The sequence below is a fragment of the Ancylomarina sp. 16SWW S1-10-2 genome, from assembly GCF_009669305.1.
Lineage (GTDB): Bacteria > Bacteroidota > Bacteroidia > Bacteroidales > Marinifilaceae > Ancylomarina.
This window is the reverse complement of record NZ_SADB01000021.1, coordinates 21048-44085: the sequence shown is the minus strand read 5'-3', so window position 1 is coordinate 44085 and position 23038 is coordinate 21048. Positions and strand designations below refer to the sequence as shown.

Below are 23038 nucleotides of genomic sequence, written 5' to 3'. Positions count from 1 at the left end.
ATCCTTAATTCAATAAGTATCATTCTATTTCTAAATAAATGCTTAACTTTATTTATTACTAAATAAGAATCATTCTCCTTAAAGAAGTTTACAAATGAAAACATCAATCGAACATATTAGAGATAAAATATCTAAAAAAGGATTGAAAGTTACACCACAACGCATTTGTATTCTTGAGGCTATCTATGATTTAGACAATCATCCAACTGCCGATAATATTACTGAATATATACGCGAAACTCACCCCAATATAGCGACTGGAACAGTATACAAGGTATTAGAAACTTTAGTTGAGAATAATTTAATAAAAAAGGTTAAAACTGATAGAGATATTATGAGATATGATGGGATAATAGAAGCTCATCATCATTTATATTGTTCTGAATGTGATCTGATTGAAGATTATATGGATCATGAGTTAGATGAGTTATTGAAAGACTATTTTAAAAAGAAAAAATTCCCCGGATTTAAGCTAGAAGACATTGTAGTTCAAATTAGAGGAACATTCGATAAATGTTAAACATTAACTTTAAAATTAAACATCATGGAACAAAATCAAGAACAAGAGGTATTTAGTATGCCTAGAATTGGCGATGCTGCACCTGAATTTAAAGCAGTAACAACACAAGGAGATATCAATTTCCCTTCAGATTATAAGGGTGAATGGGTTATTCTTTTTAGTCACCCTGCAGATTTTACACCTGTTTGCACATCGGAATTCATGACCTTTGCTACAATGGCAGATCAATTTGAAGAAGCCAATTGCAAACTCGTGGGTCTTTCTATTGATGGCTTATATAGCCATATTGCTTGGTTACGTACAATCAAAGAAAAGATTGAATACAAGGGCATGAAAGATGTTGAAGTTAATTTTCCATTGATAGAAGACATCACTATGGATGTTGCCAAAAAGTATGGCATGATTCAACCCAATGAGGATTCAACAAAAGCGGTTAGAGCTGTTTTCTTTATTGATCCCAAAGGCATAATTAGAACTATAATATACTATCCATTAAGTTTAGGCCGAAATTTTGATGAATTATACAGAGTGATTATTGCATTGCAGGCAGCTGATGAATTTGGAGTTGCAACGCCTGCTGATTGGCGTCCTGGAGATGATGTCATAATCGGACCTGCAGGTTCTTGTGGTTCTGCCAAAGACAGAATGGATGATAGTGAAATTAACTGTCAGGACTGGTTCTTCTGCACCAAAAAACTTGATAAAAAAACGGTTCTAGATAAAGTATTAAAAAAGAAATAGGAAATGCTAATAAATAAAAGGCGGGTTTGTAAGTAATTAAGACTCACATCCCGCTTACTTACACCATTTAATAATATAAACAACATTCAATTTTCAAATCTAAAAACTAACCCTTTACGGATTAAATCTAAAAAACTAACTATATGAAAATAGCAATAATAATATGTGACAGATATAAAACTTGCGCAGGCGGAAAATGTTTTAAAGCCATGCAAAACAGAGAAGGTGCTTTTGATATTTATAGCAAAGATGAACCTCTCGAAGTAGTTGGATACACCAGTTGCGGAGGATGCCCAGGTGGAAACATTGAATATACACCTGAAGAAATGATTAAAAACGGCGTAGAAGCCATTCATTTTGCAACAGGAATGGTTGTTGGCTATCCACCCTGCCCTCATATCGCATATTTCAAGAAATTTATAGAAGAAAAATACAAAATAAAAGTTGTTGTTGGAACTCATCCTATTCCACAAAAATATTTTACCACCCATAAGAATCTTGAAACATGGCAAACTAAGGAATGGCAAGATTTAATTAAACCTACATTAGGTAATAAAGATCTAAGGGTAAAATATAATTAACTATAAGAAAACATTAGATGTATAAATATTTATTTGGACCAGTTCCTTCTCGTAGATTAGGCATGTCTTTGGGCGTTGATTTAGTTCCAAAAAAAGTATGCTCTCTCGATTGTGTTTACTGTGAAGTAGGTAAAACCACAAAACTGACACTTGACAAAAAAGAGTATGTTAAATTTGATAAAATTAAAGAAGAACTAAGTCATTATTTCAAAAACAATCCAGATCCCGATTATATAACTTTCTCAGGATCAGGCGAGCCAACATTGAATATTTTTATCGGAGAAATATTACAATTCATTAAACAAAACAAGCCTAATATACCAGTTGCTGTTTTAACTAATGGAACTCTTTTATACGATAAAAAGGTTAGAGAAGCAATCCTAAATGCCGATGTTGTTCTACCATCTCTTGATGCTGCAACTGAAGATGTTTTTAAGAAAATTAATAGACCTGCAACAGATTTAAGTATTGATAAGTATATTCAAGGGTTAATCGATTTTAGAAAAGAATTTAAGGGCAAAATATGGCTCGAAATTTTCATTTTACCTGAGTATAATGATAGTGAAAATGAATTGGCAGAACTCAAAAAAGTAATATTGAAAATAAAACCTGAGTCTGTTCAATTAAATACACTAGACAGACCAGGAACAGTTTCTAATTTAAGAGGTGCAACAAAACAAGAATTACAACGGATATCTGATAATTGGAAGTTAGATAATGTTGAAATAATTTGTTCCTCTCAGCAAAGAAGAGATATACAATCATTTAGAAGCGATATTGAAACAGCTATTATAGAAACTATTGCACGCAGACCTTGTACTCTTGATGATTTAACAAAAATTTTAGGTTTACATGTCAATGAAATTAATAAGTATTTAGATGTTTTAGAATCAGAAGAAAAAATTAAAACAGTCGAACAAGAAAGAGGTGTCTTTTATCAAAAAAAATAAAAATAAATTTACATTAGATTTGTATCAGTATTGGTAGAATAAATTCTAATATCAATGTTTACAACAGCTCAAAATTTAAACAATTGAACAAAAAGAGTTAATCATTCTACCATTACTTTTACAATTTACTTCTAAGTAAAATAACAAAAGCACATCAAAACAATTATAATTAAATTAAGGATTATAGAATATGAAAACATTAAGGTTAATCTATTTTTCACCAACAGGAACAACACAAAAAATTATTAGAGAAATTGGCAAAAACATTGGCTTAGAGCTCATCTCAGAAAATAATATTACCAAAAGCAATACTGAAATAGATTCTAAAATAGATGATAATTGTTTAACCATAATTGGAATGCCTGTATATGGAGGTCGAATACCATTAACAGCTATTGAAACATTACAAAAATTAAAATCTAACCAGTCACCAGTTGTTATTGTAGCTACATACGGTAATAGAGATTACGATGATGCCCTTTTGGAGCTTAATGAGATTACAACTAATTGTGGATTTAAAACAATTGCTGGTGCTGCATTTATCGGAGAACATTCATTTTCATCAGACGAAAAACCAATAGCTAAAAATAGACCAGATAAAGAAGATCTTGTAAAGTGTAAGAATTTTGCACAGATGATAACTGCAAAATTAAATGAAACAGATATAAATTCAGACTTAGATATATCAGGTAACTATCCATACAAAAAACGTGGTCAAATACCTGGAGAATTTCATCCAACAACGGATATTGATAAATGTGATCTTTGCGGAATTTGTGCCGAAAAATGTCCTACAAATGCTATAACAATTACAGATACTGTTACAACAAATGGAGATTTGTGTACGTTTTGTTGTGCTTGTGTAAAATACTGTCCACATGAAGCACGAATAGTCGACAACCCTACAATGAATGCAATTAAAGAAAAATTATTTGTCAATTGTTCGGAGAGAAAAGAGCCTGAATTTTTCGTATAAACACATTACCTTATTAAACAATATTTTAGAATCGCTAACGAGTAATTTCATCTCGTAAGATATTAGTATAATACAGCTAGAAAACAAAGAGCCAACTTAACTTACAACCCTATTCTATAGGTGTTAATAATTTTAAAGTTGGTTTGTTTTTTTAGCGATCTAATCTATTGTTGTTTTTCTAAAATTCAGCTTAGCGAAACAAAAAAGGTCAACAAAATGACATTTGATTATAGCTCATATAATTATAATACACGAAAAGAAATTACAAAATGAAATTGGGAATATTTCAAGATATTCATGGAAATTTACCTGCATTAAAAAAGGCAATTGAAACATTTAGAGCCAATGGATGTGATAAGATATTTCATGTTGGAGATTTGATTGGAATTGGTCCCTTTCCAAAAGAATGTATCGATCTGGCATTTTCAATTGAAGAAATGAATTTTGTTATGGGAAATCATGATTATTGGTATGCTCACGGATTGCCAAAGCCTATTCCCGACTGGATGAGTGAGGAAGAAGTTCAACATAGAACATGGATTAATCGCCAAATAGGAAATGACTATAAAAACAGAGTGAAGAAATGGAAATTTTCAATAGATTATCCAATAGGTAGAGATAAAAAGATAACTTTTCAGCATTATGGTTTAAATCAAAAGCAAAATTGGTTTGCGACACGAATAGAAAATCCAAGCATAGAAGAATTGGATACCCTATTCAGCGGAATAAACTCTGAAATAATATTCTATGGACATACACATCGCGAAAATGACCAAACAGGTAGATGTCGGTATGTTAATTTGGGCTCGGCAGGATGCTATAACAAACCCGAAGTAAGACTTGGAATTTTGGAAATTTTAGAAGACAAAATTGAATTAGAAAAATTGTCAATTCAATATTCTGATGATGGGCTAATGGAAGAGTTTGAAATAAGAAAGGTACCTGTAAGAGAACGTATCACAAAATCATTTATGAGCAGAAAATAAAAGCGAATAAATAGAACACTAAGTTACTACAAAACTTATCTCCTATACTTAGGAATACAGAGAAAATTATATACTTCGACTTTATTTCTATATTTCGTCATGCTCCGCACCGATTTGCGCAAAACAGCACATTCAACACAAATACTGAACCCACCCCACTCTCCTTTTGAATTTACAGGCACTTTTAGCCAATTCTGCTTGTTTTATCATGGTTCACACAGCTTGTTTCCTCAAAGGAACACATGACAAAACCAGAAAAATGAACCAATCACAATCATCAAAAAAGAATCATTCCAATTAAACACTTTACTTAATGAAATGATAGTCAGTCTACTTAGTATTTTGTAAATTGAGTTATATAATTTCTCATTAAAAATTTAAATCATGGTAGATAAAGCTAAAAAAATAAGTCGATGCCCCGTAACTGGAGCTATCGGTAAACATTCTGTTGGTTCTAGTGGCACTAAAAACCGTGATTGGTGGCCTAATCAATTAAAACTTAATATTCTTCGTCAGCATACATCGAAATCCAACCCTATGGGTGAAGCATTTAACTATGCCGATGAATTTAAAAGTCTTGACTTAAAAGCCATTAAAAAGGATCTTCAAAAGTTAATGACCAACTCACAATCCTGGTGGCCTGCCGACTTCGGACATTATGGCCCGTTCTTTATTAGAATGGCTTGGCATAGTGCGGGAACTTATCGAACCAGCGACGGTCGTGGCGGAGCAGGAAGCGGACAACAGCGCTTTGCACCTCTAAATAGTTGGCCAGATAATGTAAACCTTGATAAAGCACGAAGATTACTTTGGCCTATCAAACAAAAATATGGTAAAAAAATATCATGGGCCGACCTTATGATACTAGCTGGTAATGTTGCCTTAGAATCTATGGGTTTTAAAACTTTGGGTTTTGCAGGAGGACGTGAAGATGTGTGGGAACCTGAAGAGGATGTATATTGGGGTTCAGAGGATGAATGGTTAGAAAATGATGAACGTAATTTAGATAAATCGGAAGTAGACAACCCGCTTGCTGCTATACAAATGGGATTAATATATGTAAACCCAGAAGGACCAGATGGAAATCCAGAACCTCTTTTAGCAGCTAAGGATATTCGAGATACATTTGCCCGTATGGCAATGAATGATGAAGAAACCGTTGCCCTAATAGCAGGTGGTCACACCTTTGGTAAATGCCACGGTGCAGGTGATGCGGCTCATGTTGGAGCAGAACCAGAATCAGCAAATATTGAAGAACAAGGTTTGGGTTGGAACAATACCTTTGGCACTGGAAAAGCAGGAGATACTATCTCTAGTGGATTGGAAGTTATATGGACACAAACACCTGCGAAATGGAGTTATTACTTCTTCGACAACCTGTTTAAATTTGACTGGGAACTAACAACTAGTCCTGCTGGAGCAAAGCAATGGACAGCAAAAAATGCCGGTCAGGAAATGCCCGATGCTCACGATGCATCAAAAAAACACAAACCAACAATGCTAACTACTGATTTAGCTTTGCGTTTTGATCCTGTATATGGTAAAATTTCAAAAAATTTCCATGAGAATCCACTCGAATTTGCAGACGCTTTTGCAAAAGCTTGGTTTAAATTAACTCATCGTGATATGGGACCACGAACTTGTTATTTAGGCTCTGAAATTCCTACCGAAGAACTTATTTGGCAAGACAATATTCCTGCATTAAATCACACTCTTGTTGATGAAAGTGATATTTCTGAACTAAAAGTGAAAGTTTTAAAATCTGGACTTACCATATCACAACTAGTATCAACAGCTTGGGCATCTGCGTCTACTTTTCGTGGATCGGACAAACGTGGTGGTGCCAATGGATCACGTATTAGCTTAGCTCCTCAAAAAGATTGGAAAGTAAACAATCCTGCCCAACTCAGCCAAGTTTTGGCAAAATTGGAAACAATTCAAGAGGCATTTAATAGTTCACAATCGGATGATAAAAAAATATCACTAGCCGATTTAATTGTATTAGCTGGATGTGCTGGTGTTGAGAAAGCTGCCAAAGATGGAGGATTTCCAGTTAAAGTTCCATTCACACCAGGACGTATGGATGCTTCTCAGGAACAAACGGATGTTGAATCCTTCAAAGTACTTGAACCAGTAGCCGATGGTTTCCGTAATTACCTAAAAACTAAAATTAAAGTTTCTAGCGAAGAACTGTTAATTGATAAAGCACAACTATTATCATTAACCGCACCAGAAATGACAGTTATTGTTGGTGGAATGCGAGCTTTAAATGCAAATTATGATAATTCGAACTACGGTGTTTTCACAAAACACCCTGAAGTTTTAAGCAACGATTTCTTTGTAAACCTTTTAGATATGAATACCGCATGGATGCCTTCATCTAAAGATAAAGAAACCTTTGATGGTAGAGATCGAGAAACTGGTAAAGTTAAATGGACAGCAACTCGTGCCGATCTAATATTTGGTTCAAACTCAGAACTTAGAGCGCTTGCCGAAGTTTATGGAAGTGGTGATGCTAAAGAAAAATTTGTAAATGATTTTATAACAGCCTGGACCAAAGTAATGAACTTGGACCGTTTTGATTTATAAAATTATCTAAAACGCAAATACGAACAAAGTATATCAAAAAAACGGGTTGCAAATAATGATAATTGCAACCCATTTTTTCATATAAACACATAAGGAAACAAACCTCGAAAAAACTTAAAAGCATAAATCAAATCTTTTTGTTTATACAAAGCTGAGTCCATAAAAGATTCTTCATCAACGATATTCTACATAACAATATTGATATTTCTTAGAATACGGATAAAAGCGTATATAAAATTATGTAAATTGATATAACTTAGCAGAATGGAATTACAAATTGCTTTAGTTATATCTGTTATTCTGCAGTTTACTGCATTTTTTATTACGATAAGCCTTATTCCTAAAACAAGGTTTAAAATTGCATGGATTAGTATTTCTGTGGGTTTCTTACTTATGGCTCTTCGTAGGTTGGTCGAAGCATTTCATGTTTTAAATATAGATGATCCGAATAAACTATCAGATATTAGCAGCTGGATAGCAGTCATCATTTCTATAGCCATGCTTGTTGCATCAATCTACATTCGAAAAATATTTGAAGTTTTAAACAGAATTAGCAAACTCCGAAAAGAAAATGAAGCTAAACTTCTTTCTGCTACTATTTCTACTGAAGAAAATGAACGAAAATATTTTTCAAAAGAAATACATGATGGTTTAGGACCCGTACTATCTTCTGCAAAAATGACTATTTCGGCAATTGATAAAACAGAATTTAATGAGCGAAATGTAGACCTATTAAACAAGGTGGAAAGTCTGGTAGATAATGCAATAGCAACATCAAAAGAAATTTCAAATCACCTTACACCTCATGTAATAGAACGATATGGTTTAAAAAAAGCGATTGATACTTTTATAAGAAATGTAGCTACAAAAGAAACTATTAAAATTGAGTTTTCTACAAACATTGAAAAAATACGATATGGTCATAATATTGAAGTTATTATATACCGTATATGCTGCGAATTTATTAATAATACCTTAAAGTATGCCTCAGCAAACAAAATCACCATTCTTCTTCATGACAATGAAAAACAGATTGTATTTAAATATGATGATAATGGTATAGGTTTCGAGATTGCGAAACAAGAATTCAATGGAATGGGATTAACAAATATTAAATCAAGAGTTAAATCATTAAATGGATCTATTGAATTAACAAGTAGTATAAATAAAGGCTTTTATGCAAGTATAAAACTTCCAAAATGAGTGTAAAATTAAATATATTTTTAGTCGATGACCATTCGCTTTTTAGAGAAGGATTGCGCTTTTTACTAGCAAATAGCAATTTTGTTGCAGAAATAAAGGAAGCAAAAAATGGACAGGAATTTCTTGAAGGCCTACAAAACTTTAAACCAGACATTATATTAATGGATATTGATATGCCTATAATGAATGGCATAGAAGCAACTTTACAAGCAATTAAAAATGATAGTCATTTAAAGATCATTGCTTTATCGATGTATTCAGATGAGAATTTTTACACCGAAATGATAGAAGCAGGAGCCAAAGGATTTTTACTTAAAAACTCACAATTTATCGATGTGGAAACTGCCATAAAGGAGGTCTATAATGGAAGAAACTATTTTTCACCAGAAATATTATCATTAATCATTAGAGGTTTAAATAGAAAAACAAATACGCCTATTAATCATGAACTTACAAAAAGAGAACTCGAAGTTTTATTGAACATCTGCCAAGGTTTATCAAATCAAGAAATTTCGGAACAACTCTATATCAGTAAACGAACAGTAGACAAGCATCGAGAGAATATCTTATTAAAAACGCAATCAAAAAACACTGCCGAATTGGTTGTTTATGCTATAAAAAAAGGCTATTTCGAAATATAAATAGCTATCTCAACACACTATAAAAAATAGAACTACGTACTTAAACGTATTTATAGAAATACGCTTTTATCAGCTAAAGCGCCATGCCATTATGGGGTAATTTTACATGATTAATAATTGTAAAACGACTTTGTAATGCTAATTCCATTTTTAATTCCCTTTGTAATTGCTATGTTTCTTGCCATTAATATGGGAGGAAGCGGTACAGGACCAGCTTTTTCGGCTGCCTATGGAGCCAATGTTCTAAAAAAGAGTTTAATTCCTGGTTTATTTGGGCTAGCCGTTTTTTTAGGAGCTATTATAGGTGGTAAAGAAACGGCCAAAACCGTTGGCAAATGTTTACTTGCACCCGAAATGATGACTTATACAGTTGTGTCAATAATCCTATTTTCAGTGGCCATGTCACTACTCCTTGCCAATATCTTCGGAATTCCACAATCTACCAGTCAATCAACAGTACTAGCGATTGTAGCGCCCGCAATTTATTTTAATTCCCTTAATACGCATAAACTATTTTACGAAATACTACCCACATGGCTAATCATGCCAATTGTATCGTTTCTAATTACTTTTTTTATAGGAAAGTATATTTATAAACCCATACGCAAACGCGGCTATACAATGTCGAAAAAAATAAATGACAGCTATATTTTGAAGGGATTAATTGTTGCCATGTCATTGTATGTTGCATTCTCAATAGGTACAAATAATGTTGCCAATGCAGTCGGTCCAATTGCAAGTCTTTCGTTTAATATCTTAGACATTAATGAAGCCTACTATGTTCACATTTTAATTTTAGCGACACTTATTATTGCACCTTGTTTTGGAATTGGGAGCTCTCTTTTTGGTCATAAAATTGTAAAAAATACAGGAAAAGAAATTGTTCTTTTTGGGAAGATTGAAGCTGTTATTATTGCTTTTGTTTCTGCATCGCTTTTACTTACAGCATCACTCATAAAAGGCATACCAACCTCATTGGTTCAATTAAATGTAGCAGCCATTATAGGCATTGGTGTTGCAAAACTGGGATTCAAAAATATTTTTAAAAAGACCGAAGTCAACAAGTTTTTTATAATGTGGGTAACAGCTCCTATCCTAGCCTTTGGATTATCTTTTTTACTTATTTATTTAGCTGATATATGTGATATATTAGATTTATAAAGGAAGTCTCCTAAAAGTCAAAGCATTATCAATCGTGCACTTCTGTCTCTAACCAAACTTGATATAGATTAACAGAAAAATGAATCTTTTATAAAACCTTAATTGCAAAGATTATTTTGAAAGAAGAGAAGTACCAAAATTAAAGATAATTAGGATAGCTCAGCTTAGAGGAAATGTAAATTTCTAAGAATCTGAAAAATCAGAATAACACATCTTACAATATTTGTATAATGTGCAAAAGAATTAAATATCATTTATATTAAGCTCCCTCCAATAATTTTCAGTCATTTTCAAAAAAACATCCCATTCTACAATATCAGTAATATTAAGACTTTGTCACTTATATTTCTGTTTTTTGACTTTAACATTTTCGGTAATAAAAATCATTATCACCCTAAAAAAAAGTCCATTATTGAACCCCCGAATACAATATTGCATACTAACCTTTTGTTTGGATAATATTTATATAGTATCTTCCTTAAATAAATTTGAATATAATATTCTTCTTTCTCGCTAAACAAAAACGATGATGAGAATATGCACACTTTTTGTTTAGTTACAAATCATTTTCAATACGTTATCGTACAAACAAATGTTATCCTTATAATGTATTTTTTGTACTGCTTTAGTTTGAAAATTTATGAAATAGGCAATTAAAATCAAAAGGATTAATAAGCATAAAGCAACTAAATATACTACAGAACAAACTGTAATAACACCCATATATATTTAAAACAAAGAATAGAAAAATTAGGACTTTCTAGATGTCAACAGGTTACACCTAACAAAGGAGTTGAAACATAAACTATCTAGACTAGATCGGGAAAAATAAAAACAAAGCAATGTCAAAAAGCAAACCAACATACGAGGAATTAATAATCGAAAATGAAAAGCTTAAAAAACTCGTTTCAGAAAAAAACGATATTGATATCTCATTTATCAATTCGCTGGTAGGTTTGCATGAAGAAGATGCTCAAAAAGGACTTAAGTTTGAGACTGCTTTAGAAAACATGACAAAAGCAATCTTTGTTACTGATAAAGAGGGTAATTTAATAAACTTTAATACCGCTTTTTCTAGATTTCATAGATATGAGAGCAAAGAGGAATATCCTAAAACCATAAATGCATTTTTTAAACTTTTTGAAATCTTTTCAACTAGTGGCGAACCACTGTCATTGGAAGGATGGCCTGTAGCAAGAGCTCTTAGAGGTGAAACAGAAAATAATATAGAATACCAACTAAAACGAATTGAGACAAACGAAAAATGGCCATGCACATACAGTTTTGCCCCCATAATGGATAAACAAGGAGGAATAATCGGTTCGATTGTTTTGTGTGAAGATATTAGCGAACAAAAGAAAAAAGAAGAACAACTAAAAGAAAACGAAGAACGATATAGCACAATAATTAATCAAGCCAGCGATGCTATGTATTTATGCAATCTCGACGGCGAAATTAAAATGACAAATAATTATGCGTGCCAAATGCTGGGCTATAGTACGAATGAACTCCTTAAAATGAAAGTAGTCGATTTGGATATCAATGTTATCGACCAAGACATTCAAAGAGAGCATTGGAGTAAATTAGAACTTGAAAAGCCAGGAACACTCTTAACCACACATAAACATAAAAATGGATTACATATCCCTGTCGAAATTCGGTATTCACGTATTAACTATGGTGGAGAAATAGCTATTCTTGGCTTTGTTCGGAATATCACTGAACGCAAACAAGCAGATGATAAGCTGAAATATCAAAAAGAAAGATTAAATAATATTATTGAAAGTGCTAATCTGGGCACATGGGAATGGAATATTCAAACTGGAGAAACAATATTCAATGAGAAATGGGCCAATCTAATAGGATATACCCTTGAGGACCTTTTTCCTATATCTATAGAAACATGGGATAAGTATGCACATCCAGATGATTTAGTGCAAAGTGATATTTTGCTCAATAAACTTTTCAGAAGGGAACTTGATTATTACCATTTTGAATCACGCATAAAACACAAAACAAGAGGGTGGATTTGGGTCTTGGACCGAGGAAAAGTTGTGACCTGGACAGAAGATGGAAAACCGGAATGGATGTTTGGAACTCATCTAGATATTAACGATCGTAAAGAAACAGAAGAGAAACTAAAAGAAAGAGAAGAAAGACACAGAACGATACTTAAAACAGCCCTCAGTGGCTTTTGGATAACAAATAATCAAGGTGAATTCCTCGAGGTTAATGATGCTTACTGCCGCATGAGTGGTTATAGTCATGATGAATTATTGGACATGAAAGTTAGTGATCTGGATGCTTTAGATTCTACAGCCGACATAAAAAATCGTATAATTCATATTGCTAAAAAAGGTTCAGCCCGTTTTGAATCGAAGCATCTCAGAAAGGATGGATCAGTTTACGATGTTGAAATTAACATCCAATTTCAACCATTTGATGGCGGTCAGTTTGTTAGTTTTATCAACGATATAAGTGAACGTAAACATTCAGAAGAAAAGCTAAAAGAAAGTGAATCAAAATTTAAATCACTATATGATAATGCACCTTTGTCCTATCAGTCATTAAACGAAGATGGCAGTTTTAAAGATATAAATCCTACCTGGCTCAATACCATGGGATATGAACGACATGAAGTCATTGGCAAATTTTACAAAGACTTTTTGCATCCTGACTGGCAAGCGCATTTTGACGCTAACTATCCAAAGTTTAAAAAACGAGGCTATGTGAACGATATTCAATATAAAATTCGTCACAAAAAAGGGCATTATGTAGATATCTCATTAGAAGGCTGCATTGGATACAATCCCGATGGCAGTTTTAAACAAACCTATTGTACTTTTATAGATATTACAGAACGCAAAAAGGCGGAAGAGGCACTCTTGCTTAATAAAAAACGTTACCAAAAAGCACAGTCGATTGGTCATGTAGGAAATTGGGAATATGACATAGCGGAAACAGAATTTTGGGGCTCTGAAGAGACAAAAAGAATTTTTGGTTTCGATCAAGAACTAGAAACTTTAACCTCTGAAGGTGTAGAAAAATGCATTCAAGACAAAATTCGTGTACACCAAGCCCTAATAGATTTGATTGAACATGATAAAAAATATGATCTTGTTTATGATATCCTTACCGAAGATGAAGGCATTCAAAAAACGATTCGCTCAATTGCGGCTCTTGAAAAAGACGCCCAAGGAAACCCTTTAAAAGTAACTGGTGTTCTTATTGATGTTACAATACAAACAAAAATAGATAATGCACTATCCGATTCAAAAAAAATGCTTGAATTAGTTATGGATAGTATACCTCAGTATATTTTTTGGAAGGATAGAAACTCAATATATATGGGCTGTAATGATAATTTTGCCAAAATTGCAGGCTTAAAATCAGCTAACGAAATAGTAGGCAAATCTGATTATGATTTGACCCTGAATAGAGAACGAGCTAAATCTTATATGAAAGATGACAAGAAGGTAATTGAAAGTGGAAAAAGTCTATTTCATATCGTTGAACATCAAAAGCAAAGAAATGGTAAGCACGTATGGTTAGATACGAACAAAATACCCATGTATAATAGCTCTAAAGAAATTGTTGGCATACTGGGAACATTTACTAATATTACCGATCGTAAAAACAAAGAAATAGAAAAAGACAAAATATATAGCTCAATTCAAACAGCGGTATATATTTACGATTTTGCAAACGACAACAACGACTATGTTAATCCAGAGTACACCAAACTACTTGGTTGGACTTCTGATGAGATTAATAATATGGGAACTAAATCTTCGGAGCTATTCCATCCTGATGATTGGGAGAAAGTCGCTAAACACATGCGAATTTTAAAAGAAGACACCGAAGATAATACGCATATTCTGGAGTATCGTTTCAAAGCTAAAAATGGACAGTGGCGATGGTGTCTTTCCTATGACACACCATTTCAGCGTAATGCGAATGGTGATGTTGAAAAAATGATTGGATCTTTTATTGACATTACAGATCGTAAGCTAATTGAACTTGAATTAGTTTATCAAAAAGAAAAAGCAGAAGAAAGCGACCGTTTAAAATCAGCTTTCTTAGCTAATATGAGCCACGAAATTCGTACCCCAATGAATGGCATAATGGGTTTTGCCGAACTGCTTAAAGAAACAGAACTTACAGTTGATCAACAGAAAGATTATATCGGTATAATTGAAGAAAGCGGTACACGTATGCTTAATATTATAAACGATATTATAGATATTTCGAAAATTGAGGCCAGTTTGATGAAAACTGATATACAAAAATCGAATATTAACGACCAAATCGAATACATTTATACCTTTTTTAAGCCCGAGGTTGAAACCAAGGAGATGAAACTTATTTCCAATACGACATTACCATTAGAAGACGCAATTATTGAAACCGACCGCGAAAAAGTTTTTGCCATTTTAACAAACCTTGTTAAAAATGCGATTAAATATAGCAACAAGGGCTCTATTGAATTTGGATATTATAAAAAGGATGAGTTCCTAGAATTTTATGTAAGAGATACTGGCATAGGAATTCCCAAAGATCGTATAGAAGCCATTTTTGAGCGATTTATTCAAGCAGATATTGAAGATAAAATGGCTCTACAAGGTGCAGGACTTGGTTTATCTATTACCAAATCGTATGTTGAAATGCTTGGAGGCAAAATTTGGGTAGAAAGTAAAGAGGGTGTTGGATCGACGTTTTATTTCACCTTACCTTATCGAACTAAAGAAGACGAAAACCAACTTTCAAATACGGAGATATTACTTGATGAAAATCGTCATAATATTAATTCAAAAGTAATGAACTTGAAAATTTTAATTGCTGAAGACGATGAAGTTTCAGCCTCACTATTAAAAATAACCATCGAGAAATTTAGTACCCAAATTATTACAGCGACTAACGGATTTGAAGCGATTAAAACTTGTCGTAATAATCCAGATATCGACTTGATTTTAATGGATGTTAAAATGCCTGGATTGGATGGATATAGAGCTACTGAACAAATACGACAATTCAATAAAAATGTTATTATTATTGCACAAACAGCTTATGGCTTAACTGGAGACAAAGAAAAAGCACTAGCAGCCGGATGTAATGAATATATAGCCAAGCCTATTAATACGACTGTATTACATACATTAATACAAAAACATTTTTAGAAATATTGACTCTAAGTCGAATACAGCGGATAACTATTATATACCACGAAGAAGTTAATTTTAATAAACACACTTAAAAAATGCGGTAGTAATCGCATTAGTCATCATACCAGAGAGGAACGAACTTACTAAATTAACCAACTTCGTGGCTATTTAAGAAGAAACATTCCCCATCTAAATTGCATACACTCCATTATTTAAGCTCAAATCTGCCATCCAAATAATATTATCGATTTTCTGCAGTGTTTATTTATTATCAAAAATAAACAAATAATGATTCACACCAATTTAGATTGTGAAATCCTTAAGCTAAATTATTAATAGTAGATAGATTGCCGCCATTTGCTTATTTCATTAACAAATTCAGAAAGCTTCTTCCCCACTATTTATAGTCATTTTCATAAAATATTAAATTGATTAATAAAATTTGTAAGACCTTTATATTTATCCGCCTATCATTCTTATTCTTTGTTCTCAGCTGTTTTAAGCGAATAAAAGATATCAACTCTTTATTTTAGACAAAACAATTATACGAAAAGCCTGGTTTTATGTCATTTAATAAACCTCAGACTTTTGTTTAAAATGTTTTATATCGTATCTTCCTTAAATAATTAATTATTGAATTTGTTTATGCGTATCCTTCTTTTTGCAAAACAATAATGTTAGTAGACGTATTTTAATATTTATTTGACTACGAATTATATTTAGGCATACTTAATACAAAAGTTCATCTATACTTTTGTTTTAAATTTTTAATAAACAAGATAAAGATTATTAATAAGCATAAAATGATCAAAAATACCAAATGCACTAATGATAACAACTCGCAAAGAAAGATGAAAATAAGATATTGGAAGGTCTAAGAAATTAGTTAAGAATAGAAATTTTGAACAAAGAAATTAGAATACTGAATAAATGAGTTTAAAAATTCAAAACATAACTAATACGAATTTTAAGCAGTAAAGAAATCTAAATTGCAAATTATGGAATATAAAAGTGAAGACATAATAGATATAAAAAAGATAAGTCAACTTTTAGAAAGCTATACCAAAGCAACCGGATTAGAGACAGCACTACTAGATTTGGATGGAAATATTATAATGCAATCAGGATGGCAAAAGATATGTACTAATTTTCATCGTAAAAATCCTGAAACAGCTCAAAATTGTCTTGAAAGCGATACCATATTAGCAGGAAAAATTAAAACTGGTAATAAATATAATATATATAAGTGTTTAAATGGCTTAATAAACATTGCTGTCCCAATAATTGTAAACGACACACATCTTTACAATTTATTTACTGGCCAACTATTCTTTGAAACGCCCAATGAATCATTTTTTATAGCACAGGCAGAAAAATACAAGTTCGATAAAAAGGAATATCTAGAAGCCTTAAGACAAGTACCAATTCTTAAAGAATCTGAAGTAAAAAACAAACTATTATTTTTAAGTCAAATGACAGAAGTAATAGTAGAACTTGGTTTAGAGAAGTACAAGCGCACTGTAGCAAATATAACACTGAAAGAAAGTGAAGAAAAATTTAGAGCCTTATATAACAATTCCCCATTGTCTTATCAATCATTAAACAAGGATGGAAATTATATCGATGTAAACTCAGCATGGCTTAAAATGTTGGGGTACAAAAGAGAGGAAGTTATTAACCATTCATTTTTTGATTTTTTACATCCAGAAAGTGCAGAAAAAGCAAAGCATGAATGTTTTCCAAACTTTAAAAGCTGTGGTTTCGTTAAAGATATTGAGTTTAAAATAAGACACAAAACGGGACACTATATTAATATCGCTTTTGAAGGTTACAATGACTATAATCCCGATGGTAGTTTTAAACAAACCTATTGCATGTTTACAGATATCACTAAATATAAACAAGCAAATCAATTAATATTAAAAAATAAAGACCGCTTAGAATATGCCCTTAATAGTATAGAAACCGGAGCATGGGAACTAGATTTAGAAACTCTAGAGTCTTGGCGCACCCTTAAACACGATCAGATTTTTGGATATAACAAGCCTCTAAAAGAGTGGACTTATGATATAATGATTGAGCATGTTATACCTGAAGATAGAGAAATGGTGAATCAAAAATTTCATCAAGCTTTATCGACTAAAACAGATTGGAATTTCGAATGCAGAATTAAACGAAATAATGATGGCAAGATTTGTTGGATATGGGCAAATGGGAATCAGGAATTTAACGAACAAAATGAATCTATAAAGATGTTTGGTATTGTTCAAGATATTACTGAACGCAAACAAGTAGATGAAAAATTAAAAGAAAGTAACGAACTATTTCATATTGCTTTTAATCAGCAATTTCAGTTTATGACAGTACTTTCTCCAGATGGTCGTGTTATCGAAATTAATGAACTACCTCTAAAAATGCAAGGAGGAACACGTAAAGAAATACTAGGACAAATATTTTGGGAACTAAAAACTTGGCAAAACAATCCGGATTGGCAAGCAAAAATAAAAAAACAAATTTTAGAAGCATCAACAAAGCAAGAGACTTTGCTGACAGAAGATACCTTTACAACCATCGATGGAGAAGCTCATACGGCTCTTGCTGCATATACCGCCATTCGCGATACAAAAAACAATGTTCGCTATATTTTGGTGCAGGCAACTGATATTACTGAGCGTAAGCAAGCTGAAGAAACAATCAAAAACCAGGCTACAAAATGGCAGACTACTTTTAATGCCATGAGCGATTCGGTAAGCATTATTGATTTGGATGGCAACATAAGCCAATACAATACATCAACATTGGCCATGTTTACCGCAAATGAAGAAGATCTAAAAGAAAAAAAATGTTTTGAGATGGTACATGAAACTAAAGGCTTTTTTAACGATTGCCCTTTGGTTCGGATGAAAAAAAGTCATAAACCCGAATCTATAATTTTTGATAAAAATGGACGATGGTTAGAAATTAACGTTGATCCAATATTTAATTCAAAAAATGAATTAACAGGAGCCGTACATGTTGTGTCTGATATTACCGATCGAAAAGAGGCAGAACAAGCCGTTTATTTAAGTAACGAGAGATATAAAACGCTATTTAATAATTCGCCAATACCCTTATGGGAAGAGGACCTTACAGAAGTCGCAGCTTATATATCGGAAATCAAAATACAAGAATACAGTAATTTACACGACTATTTTAACAATAATCCGAACGAATTAGTAAAATGTGCTAATATGATTAATGTTTTAGATGTGAATCAAGCTGCACTAGATTTGCATGAGGCCAAAAATAAAAATCACTTAATTGAAAATCTCTCTGAAATATTTACAGAGAAATCTTTTATTGTGTTAAAAAATGAAATATTAGCTATGACTGAAGGGAAAGAAACATTTAAGAGTGAATCTGAGGTCAAAACCTTATCAGGTAATTTAAGAAACATACACATAACACTTAAAATCGATAAATCTCAATCCAATAAGGTAAAAGCTCTTATTGCAACTCCAGACATTACCAAACAAAAACAAGCTGAAGAAAAACTAAGAGATAGCGAGTTTCTTTATAAAGAGACACAAAGACTAAGTAAAATGGGTGGTTGGAGTCACGATGTGGAAAGCGGACAATCAACTTACACCGATACTATTTACGAAATTTACGGGAAAAAATTCTCAACTACAGAAGAAGGACAACATTTTTATCATCCAGATGATAAAGAGTTGGTTTCTAGGTCATTTAATGAGACAATCACAAGACAAAAACCGTATGATTTGGAAGTCCGATTTATAAATGCACAAGGCGATAATTTATATGTGAGAACTATTGGACAACCTATAATTAAAAATGGTAAAGTTATTAAAGTCTATGGTAATTTAATAGATATCACAGAACGCAAAAAGGCTGAACAAGAACTAACAAAACACCGTGAACATCTTGAGGTATTAGTAAAAGAAAGAACCATAGAATTAGAAACAAAAAATAAAGAGTTAGCGAGATTTAATGATCTGTTTGTTGATAGAGAATTTAGAATTAAAGAGCTAAAAAATGAAATCGATAAACTAGTAAAATATAATTCTGATAAAAAATAGCAACATGAAGAAAACAGAATTAAACAGCATTTGCAGATCAAATTTTAGGTCTCCAATTTTATTCATCCTAGCTTTTACATTTGCACTGAGCGGATTACTAATAATACTACATAATAATTCTATCAATAAACAAACTTATGCGAATGAATTATTAGCTGATAGATATTCAAAGAATATTGAGTCGAATTTAAAAGGAAATATTGACTTTCTAAATTTACTTGCAATTGAATTAAGTGAAAACAATCTTTCGGAATCAGTTTTTCAAGAAAAGGTAAATAATTATTTAAAAAATCATCCAGAATTTATAAATATTACGTGGGTCGATTCAAATTTCACAATCAAGTCTGTTTGTCCACTTGAAGAAAACTCACATATAATTGGACTAAATATTGAATTACCCATACCAAAGGAAACATCCCGTTTAGCCCAAAAAGAGAAAAAAGCCATCTATACTCAAGCTTTTGATGCAATACAAGGAGAATCATCTTTTGAAGTTTGGATTCCTGCTTTTAATGAAAATAAATTTAGGGGCTTGTTTGCCGCAGTTTATTCAAGTAAGAATGTAATTAATACTTGGATTGATATTGAAAAATATTCAAATACTTGTTTCAGCTTACTTAACAATGAGGATGTAATTATAGCTGAATCATCAAAAAAGAAATTTGACACAAATGTCATATATGCACAAAAATCGCTAAGTTCCTTAAACAATGGGATGAAATTGCAGGTGAAAAGTGAAATTACCTCTCCGTTTTCTCCACCAATTATAATTACTATAATATTCCTATTTATATTAATTTTTGGAATTGCATATACATTACTGCGTCTTAAAAACACGCAATTTTCACTAAAAAAAAATGAGTTAATCTTATTAAAACAGAATAAAGACTTAATCAATACAAAAAAGAATCTCAGAAATACGTTTGATATATCACCTAGCATAATATGTAAAGCGAATATCAACACAGGCTATTTTGTTGAAGCAAATAAAGCAGTAAACAAAATACTTGGATATTCAAATAAAGAATTTACATCAAAACCATTTATTGATTTTGTCCATCCTGATGATAGACAAAAAACAATTGATGAAGCCTTAGATCAGATGAAAGGCAAAAAAACTAGCTCTTTTGAAAATCGTTACTTGTGTAAAAACGGCTTATATAAATGGATAGCATGGCATGGAACAAAAGCAGATGAAAATGGAATATCTACTGCTGTTGGTTCTGATATTCACGTACGAAAATTAGCAGAACAAGAACTCACTAAACATCGTGAGAATCTAGAAGAGTTAGTAAAAGAAAGAACCAAAGAATTAGAAACGAAAAATAAAGAACTGGAGCGTTTTAATAATTTGTTTGTTGATCGAGAATTTAAAATTAACGATCTGAAAAATGAAATCAATAAACTAAAAAACAGATGAGAAAAATTAAACATCCAAAATTTCAAACTCGATTATTTATAGGTTTACTTTTGATCATTTTATCTTTTAGCATCAGTAGTGTTTTCTATTATAGAGATATTCAAGAGATTAATAAAGTAACCAATGACATTTTTGAACACCCATATACAGTGAACAAAAGTGCTCGCGATATTGATATTTATATCAATGCCATACATCGTTCTATGAGTGACATCGTATTGTCTGAAAACGAAATTGAATTAAATAATTCAATAAACCTAATAAATAGAAATGAACAACTCATATATGATAACTTTAAAATTGTAAGAGAGAAATTTCTTGGTGATTTAGAATTAATGAATAACGCTTTCGCCACTTTTGTTAACTGGAAACCAATTAGAGATGAAATTATTAACCTAGTGAAGAATGGTGACAAAAATACAGCTGCAAAAATCGCGAAGGGAAAAGGAAACGATCACATCCTATTACTTTTAAAGAAAACGGGTCTAATGATTGATTATGCAGATGAAAAAGCGGCAAGTTTCAATCAAAATTTAGTAAATATTTTAAACCATGCAAAAAGTAGTTTCCTTCTATTTTTTATTGGGGCTTTGTGTTTAGGTATTATCATATTTCTTTGGATTTTCTACAGCATATCAAGTTCAATCAACAATATGATTAAACGTATTAAAAATGCATCTGGTGATAAAATTAAACAATTCCCGAATTTTGATGGCAACCAACTTACTATACTTGATTATGCAATTTCTGAATTTGAAAACAGAGAAAAAACTCTAGAAGAAAAAGTAAATAATCGAACAAATGAACTTAGAAAAGCTCAAAATCTACTTGAGAGTTCAATTGAAAATGCTAATATTGGTATAGTAACTACAACAATAGAAGGTAAGATACAAAAGGCCAACAACTATTTTTGCGATTTTGTGGGCTATTCCAAAGAGGAATTAATAAACCTAAATTATACTGACATTACTACAAAAGAAGATAAACTTGTAGGAGAAAAATTTGTAAAAGAAGTACTTGAAGGAAATATTAAAGACAGCTCACTTAGTAAAGCTTATGTACATAAATCAGGGAAAATAATATTTGGTCAAGTTTCGTTATCAATTATTAGAGATAGTAATAATCAGCCCAATCAGCTTTTTACACAAATTAGAGATATAACTAAACAAAAAAAATATGAACTAGAACTGGCTACACATAAAAATGACTTGGAAGGTTTAATTGAAGAACGGACAAGAGAATTAAATGACAAAACATTAAAACTTAGTAGATCGCAAGAAGCTCTTACCTATTTATTGGAAGATGTTAATGATATTAGAAAGGAATTGGAAATTTCTAATAATAAACTCCTAGATGCAAATAAGGAATTGGAAGCCTTTTCATATTCAGTTTCACATGATTTGAAAGCACCCTTACGAGCTATTATTGGATTCTCACAAATATTAAAAGAAGATTATGCTCCACAGCTAAATTCTGAATCGAATCGTTACATAAACCTTGTTATAGACAATGCAGAAAACATGGGTCAACTAATTACTGATTTGCTTGAATTCTCGCGCATGGCACGTACTAAATTGGATAAATCGCAGGTTGACTTGCTGACAATTGTGCAAAGAGTAAAAAGGGAACTAGAACCCAGTATTCAAAATAGAAAAATTAGTTATAAAATAAAGCCTCTACCCTTAATAAATGCGGATGAAAAACTCATTTACCATGTCGTACAAAACTTGATATCAAACGCTGTGAAATTCACGAGTAAAGTTGAAAATGCTATTGTGGAAATTGGTTGTACGAATGAGAATAAAAGAAATGTATTTTATATTAAGGATAACGGAATTGGATTCAATAAGAAGTATGCCGGAAGAATATTCGATGTTTTTCAACGCTTACACACTGTTGAAGAATTTCCAGGAACAGGAATTGGTTTGTCTATCGTTCAACGAATTATTCTCAAACATGGAGGTAAAATTTGGGTTGAATCAGAAATAAATAAAGGCACAACATTCTTTTTTACCTTATAAATCTAAAC

14 protein-coding genes are annotated in these 23038 nt (G+C 31.9%); all 14 read left to right on the top strand.

Translation table 11 applies throughout. From position 1 onward, the window contains the following. Nucleotides 1-94: 94 nt before the first annotated feature. The 14 genes from EMN46_RS15370 (at nt 95) to EMN46_RS15305 (ending at nt 23030) form a co-directional block, all read left to right on the top strand. Nucleotides 95-520, top strand: a complete 426-nt coding sequence (locus EMN46_RS15370) for a Fur family transcriptional regulator (protein ID WP_154201709.1) — start codon at nt 95-97, stop codon at nt 518-520. 24 nt (nt 521-544) lie between these two features. After that, nucleotides 545-1261: a peroxiredoxin gene (locus EMN46_RS15365; RefSeq protein WP_154201708.1), complete on the top strand. Its 717-nt coding sequence runs from the start codon at nt 545-547 to the stop codon at nt 1259-1261. Nucleotides 1262-1404: 143 nt separating this feature from the next. Next, nucleotides 1405-1842, top strand: coding sequence for a CGGC domain-containing protein (locus tag EMN46_RS15360; RefSeq protein ID WP_154201707.1), 438 nt, complete (start codon nt 1405-1407; stop codon nt 1840-1842). A 17-nt stretch (nt 1843-1859) separates the two neighbouring features. After that, the gene (locus tag EMN46_RS15355; protein ID WP_154201706.1) at nt 1860-2792 is read left to right on the top strand and encodes a radical SAM protein; all 933 of its coding nucleotides are present in this window, start codon (nt 1860-1862) and stop codon (nt 2790-2792) included. 190 nt (nt 2793-2982) lie between these two features. Further along, complete coding sequence (locus EMN46_RS15350; protein WP_154201705.1) at nt 2983-3768, top strand: EFR1 family ferrodoxin; 786 nt, start codon at nt 2983-2985, stop codon at nt 3766-3768. A 269-nt stretch (nt 3769-4037) separates the two neighbouring features. Continuing rightward, nucleotides 4038-4754: a metallophosphoesterase gene (locus EMN46_RS15345; RefSeq protein WP_154201704.1), complete on the top strand. Its 717-nt coding sequence runs from the start codon at nt 4038-4040 to the stop codon at nt 4752-4754. 384 nt (nt 4755-5138) lie between these two features. Then, nucleotides 5139-7343 carry a catalase/peroxidase HPI gene (katG, locus tag EMN46_RS15340; protein WP_154201703.1) on the top strand — a complete coding sequence of 735 codons (2205 nt, stop codon included), beginning with the start codon at nt 5139-5141 and terminating at the stop codon, nt 7341-7343. A 264-nt stretch (nt 7344-7607) separates the two neighbouring features. Continuing rightward, complete coding sequence (locus tag EMN46_RS15335) at nt 7608-8546, top strand: sensor histidine kinase (protein ID WP_154201702.1); 939 nt, start codon at nt 7608-7610, stop codon at nt 8544-8546. Beyond that, nucleotides 8543-9187 carry a response regulator transcription factor gene (locus EMN46_RS15330; protein WP_154201701.1) on the top strand — a complete coding sequence of 215 codons (645 nt, stop codon included), beginning with the start codon at nt 8543-8545 and terminating at the stop codon, nt 9185-9187. The genes EMN46_RS15335 and EMN46_RS15330 overlap by 4 nt, the downstream gene beginning before the upstream one ends. 135 nt (nt 9188-9322) lie before the next feature. Continuing rightward, on the top strand, nt 9323-10348 hold the full coding sequence (locus EMN46_RS15325) for an inorganic phosphate transporter (protein WP_154201700.1): 1026 nt from the start codon (nt 9323-9325) through the stop codon (nt 10346-10348). 842 nt (nt 10349-11190) lie between these two features. Next, nucleotides 11191-15525, top strand: coding sequence for a PAS domain S-box protein (locus EMN46_RS15320; RefSeq protein WP_154201699.1), 4335 nt, complete (start codon nt 11191-11193; stop codon nt 15523-15525). A gap of 983 nt (nt 15526-16508) precedes the next feature. After that, on the top strand, nt 16509-19589 hold the full coding sequence (locus EMN46_RS15315; RefSeq protein ID WP_154201698.1) for a PAS domain S-box protein: 3081 nt from the start codon (nt 16509-16511) through the stop codon (nt 19587-19589). Between the two features lie 4 nt (nt 19590-19593). Further along, complete coding sequence (locus tag EMN46_RS15310; protein WP_154201697.1) at nt 19594-21009, top strand: PAS domain-containing protein; 1416 nt, start codon at nt 19594-19596, stop codon at nt 21007-21009. Then, on the top strand, nt 21006-23030 hold the full coding sequence (locus EMN46_RS15305) for an ATP-binding protein (RefSeq protein ID WP_154201696.1): 2025 nt from the start codon (nt 21006-21008) through the stop codon (nt 23028-23030). Before EMN46_RS15310 ends, EMN46_RS15305 begins: the two co-directional genes overlap by 4 nt. Nucleotides 23031-23038 lie beyond the last annotated feature (8 nt).

Excerpts from the sequence above, each read along its gene's own strand:
- EMN46_RS15370 (WP_154201709.1), top strand. The coding sequence starts at position 95 with ATGAAAACATCAATCGAACATATTAGAGATAAAATATCTAAAAAAGGA.
- EMN46_RS15365 (WP_154201708.1), top strand. The coding sequence starts at position 545 with ATGGAACAAAATCAAGAACAAGAGGTATTTAGTATGCCTAGAATTGGC.
- EMN46_RS15360 (WP_154201707.1), top strand. The coding sequence starts at position 1,405 with ATGAAAATAGCAATAATAATATGTGACAGATATAAAACTTGCGCAGGC.
- EMN46_RS15355 (WP_154201706.1), top strand. The coding sequence starts at position 1,860 with ATGTATAAATATTTATTTGGACCAGTTCCTTCTCGTAGATTAGGCATG.
- EMN46_RS15350 (WP_154201705.1), top strand. The coding sequence starts at position 2,983 with ATGAAAACATTAAGGTTAATCTATTTTTCACCAACAGGAACAACACAA.
- EMN46_RS15345 (WP_154201704.1), top strand. The coding sequence starts at position 4,038 with ATGAAATTGGGAATATTTCAAGATATTCATGGAAATTTACCTGCATTA.
- katG (WP_154201703.1), top strand. The coding sequence starts at position 5,139 with ATGGTAGATAAAGCTAAAAAAATAAGTCGATGCCCCGTAACTGGAGCT.
- EMN46_RS15335 (WP_154201702.1), top strand. The coding sequence starts at position 7,608 with ATGGAATTACAAATTGCTTTAGTTATATCTGTTATTCTGCAGTTTACT.
- EMN46_RS15330 (WP_154201701.1), top strand. The coding sequence starts at position 8,543 with ATGAGTGTAAAATTAAATATATTTTTAGTCGATGACCATTCGCTTTTT.
- EMN46_RS15325 (WP_154201700.1), top strand. The coding sequence starts at position 9,323 with ATGCTAATTCCATTTTTAATTCCCTTTGTAATTGCTATGTTTCTTGCC.
- EMN46_RS15320 (WP_154201699.1), top strand. The coding sequence starts at position 11,191 with ATGTCAAAAAGCAAACCAACATACGAGGAATTAATAATCGAAAATGAA.
- EMN46_RS15315 (WP_154201698.1), top strand. The coding sequence starts at position 16,509 with ATGGAATATAAAAGTGAAGACATAATAGATATAAAAAAGATAAGTCAA.
- EMN46_RS15310 (WP_154201697.1), top strand. The coding sequence starts at position 19,594 with ATGAAGAAAACAGAATTAAACAGCATTTGCAGATCAAATTTTAGGTCT.
- EMN46_RS15305 (WP_154201696.1), top strand. The coding sequence starts at position 21,006 with ATGAGAAAAATTAAACATCCAAAATTTCAAACTCGATTATTTATAGGT.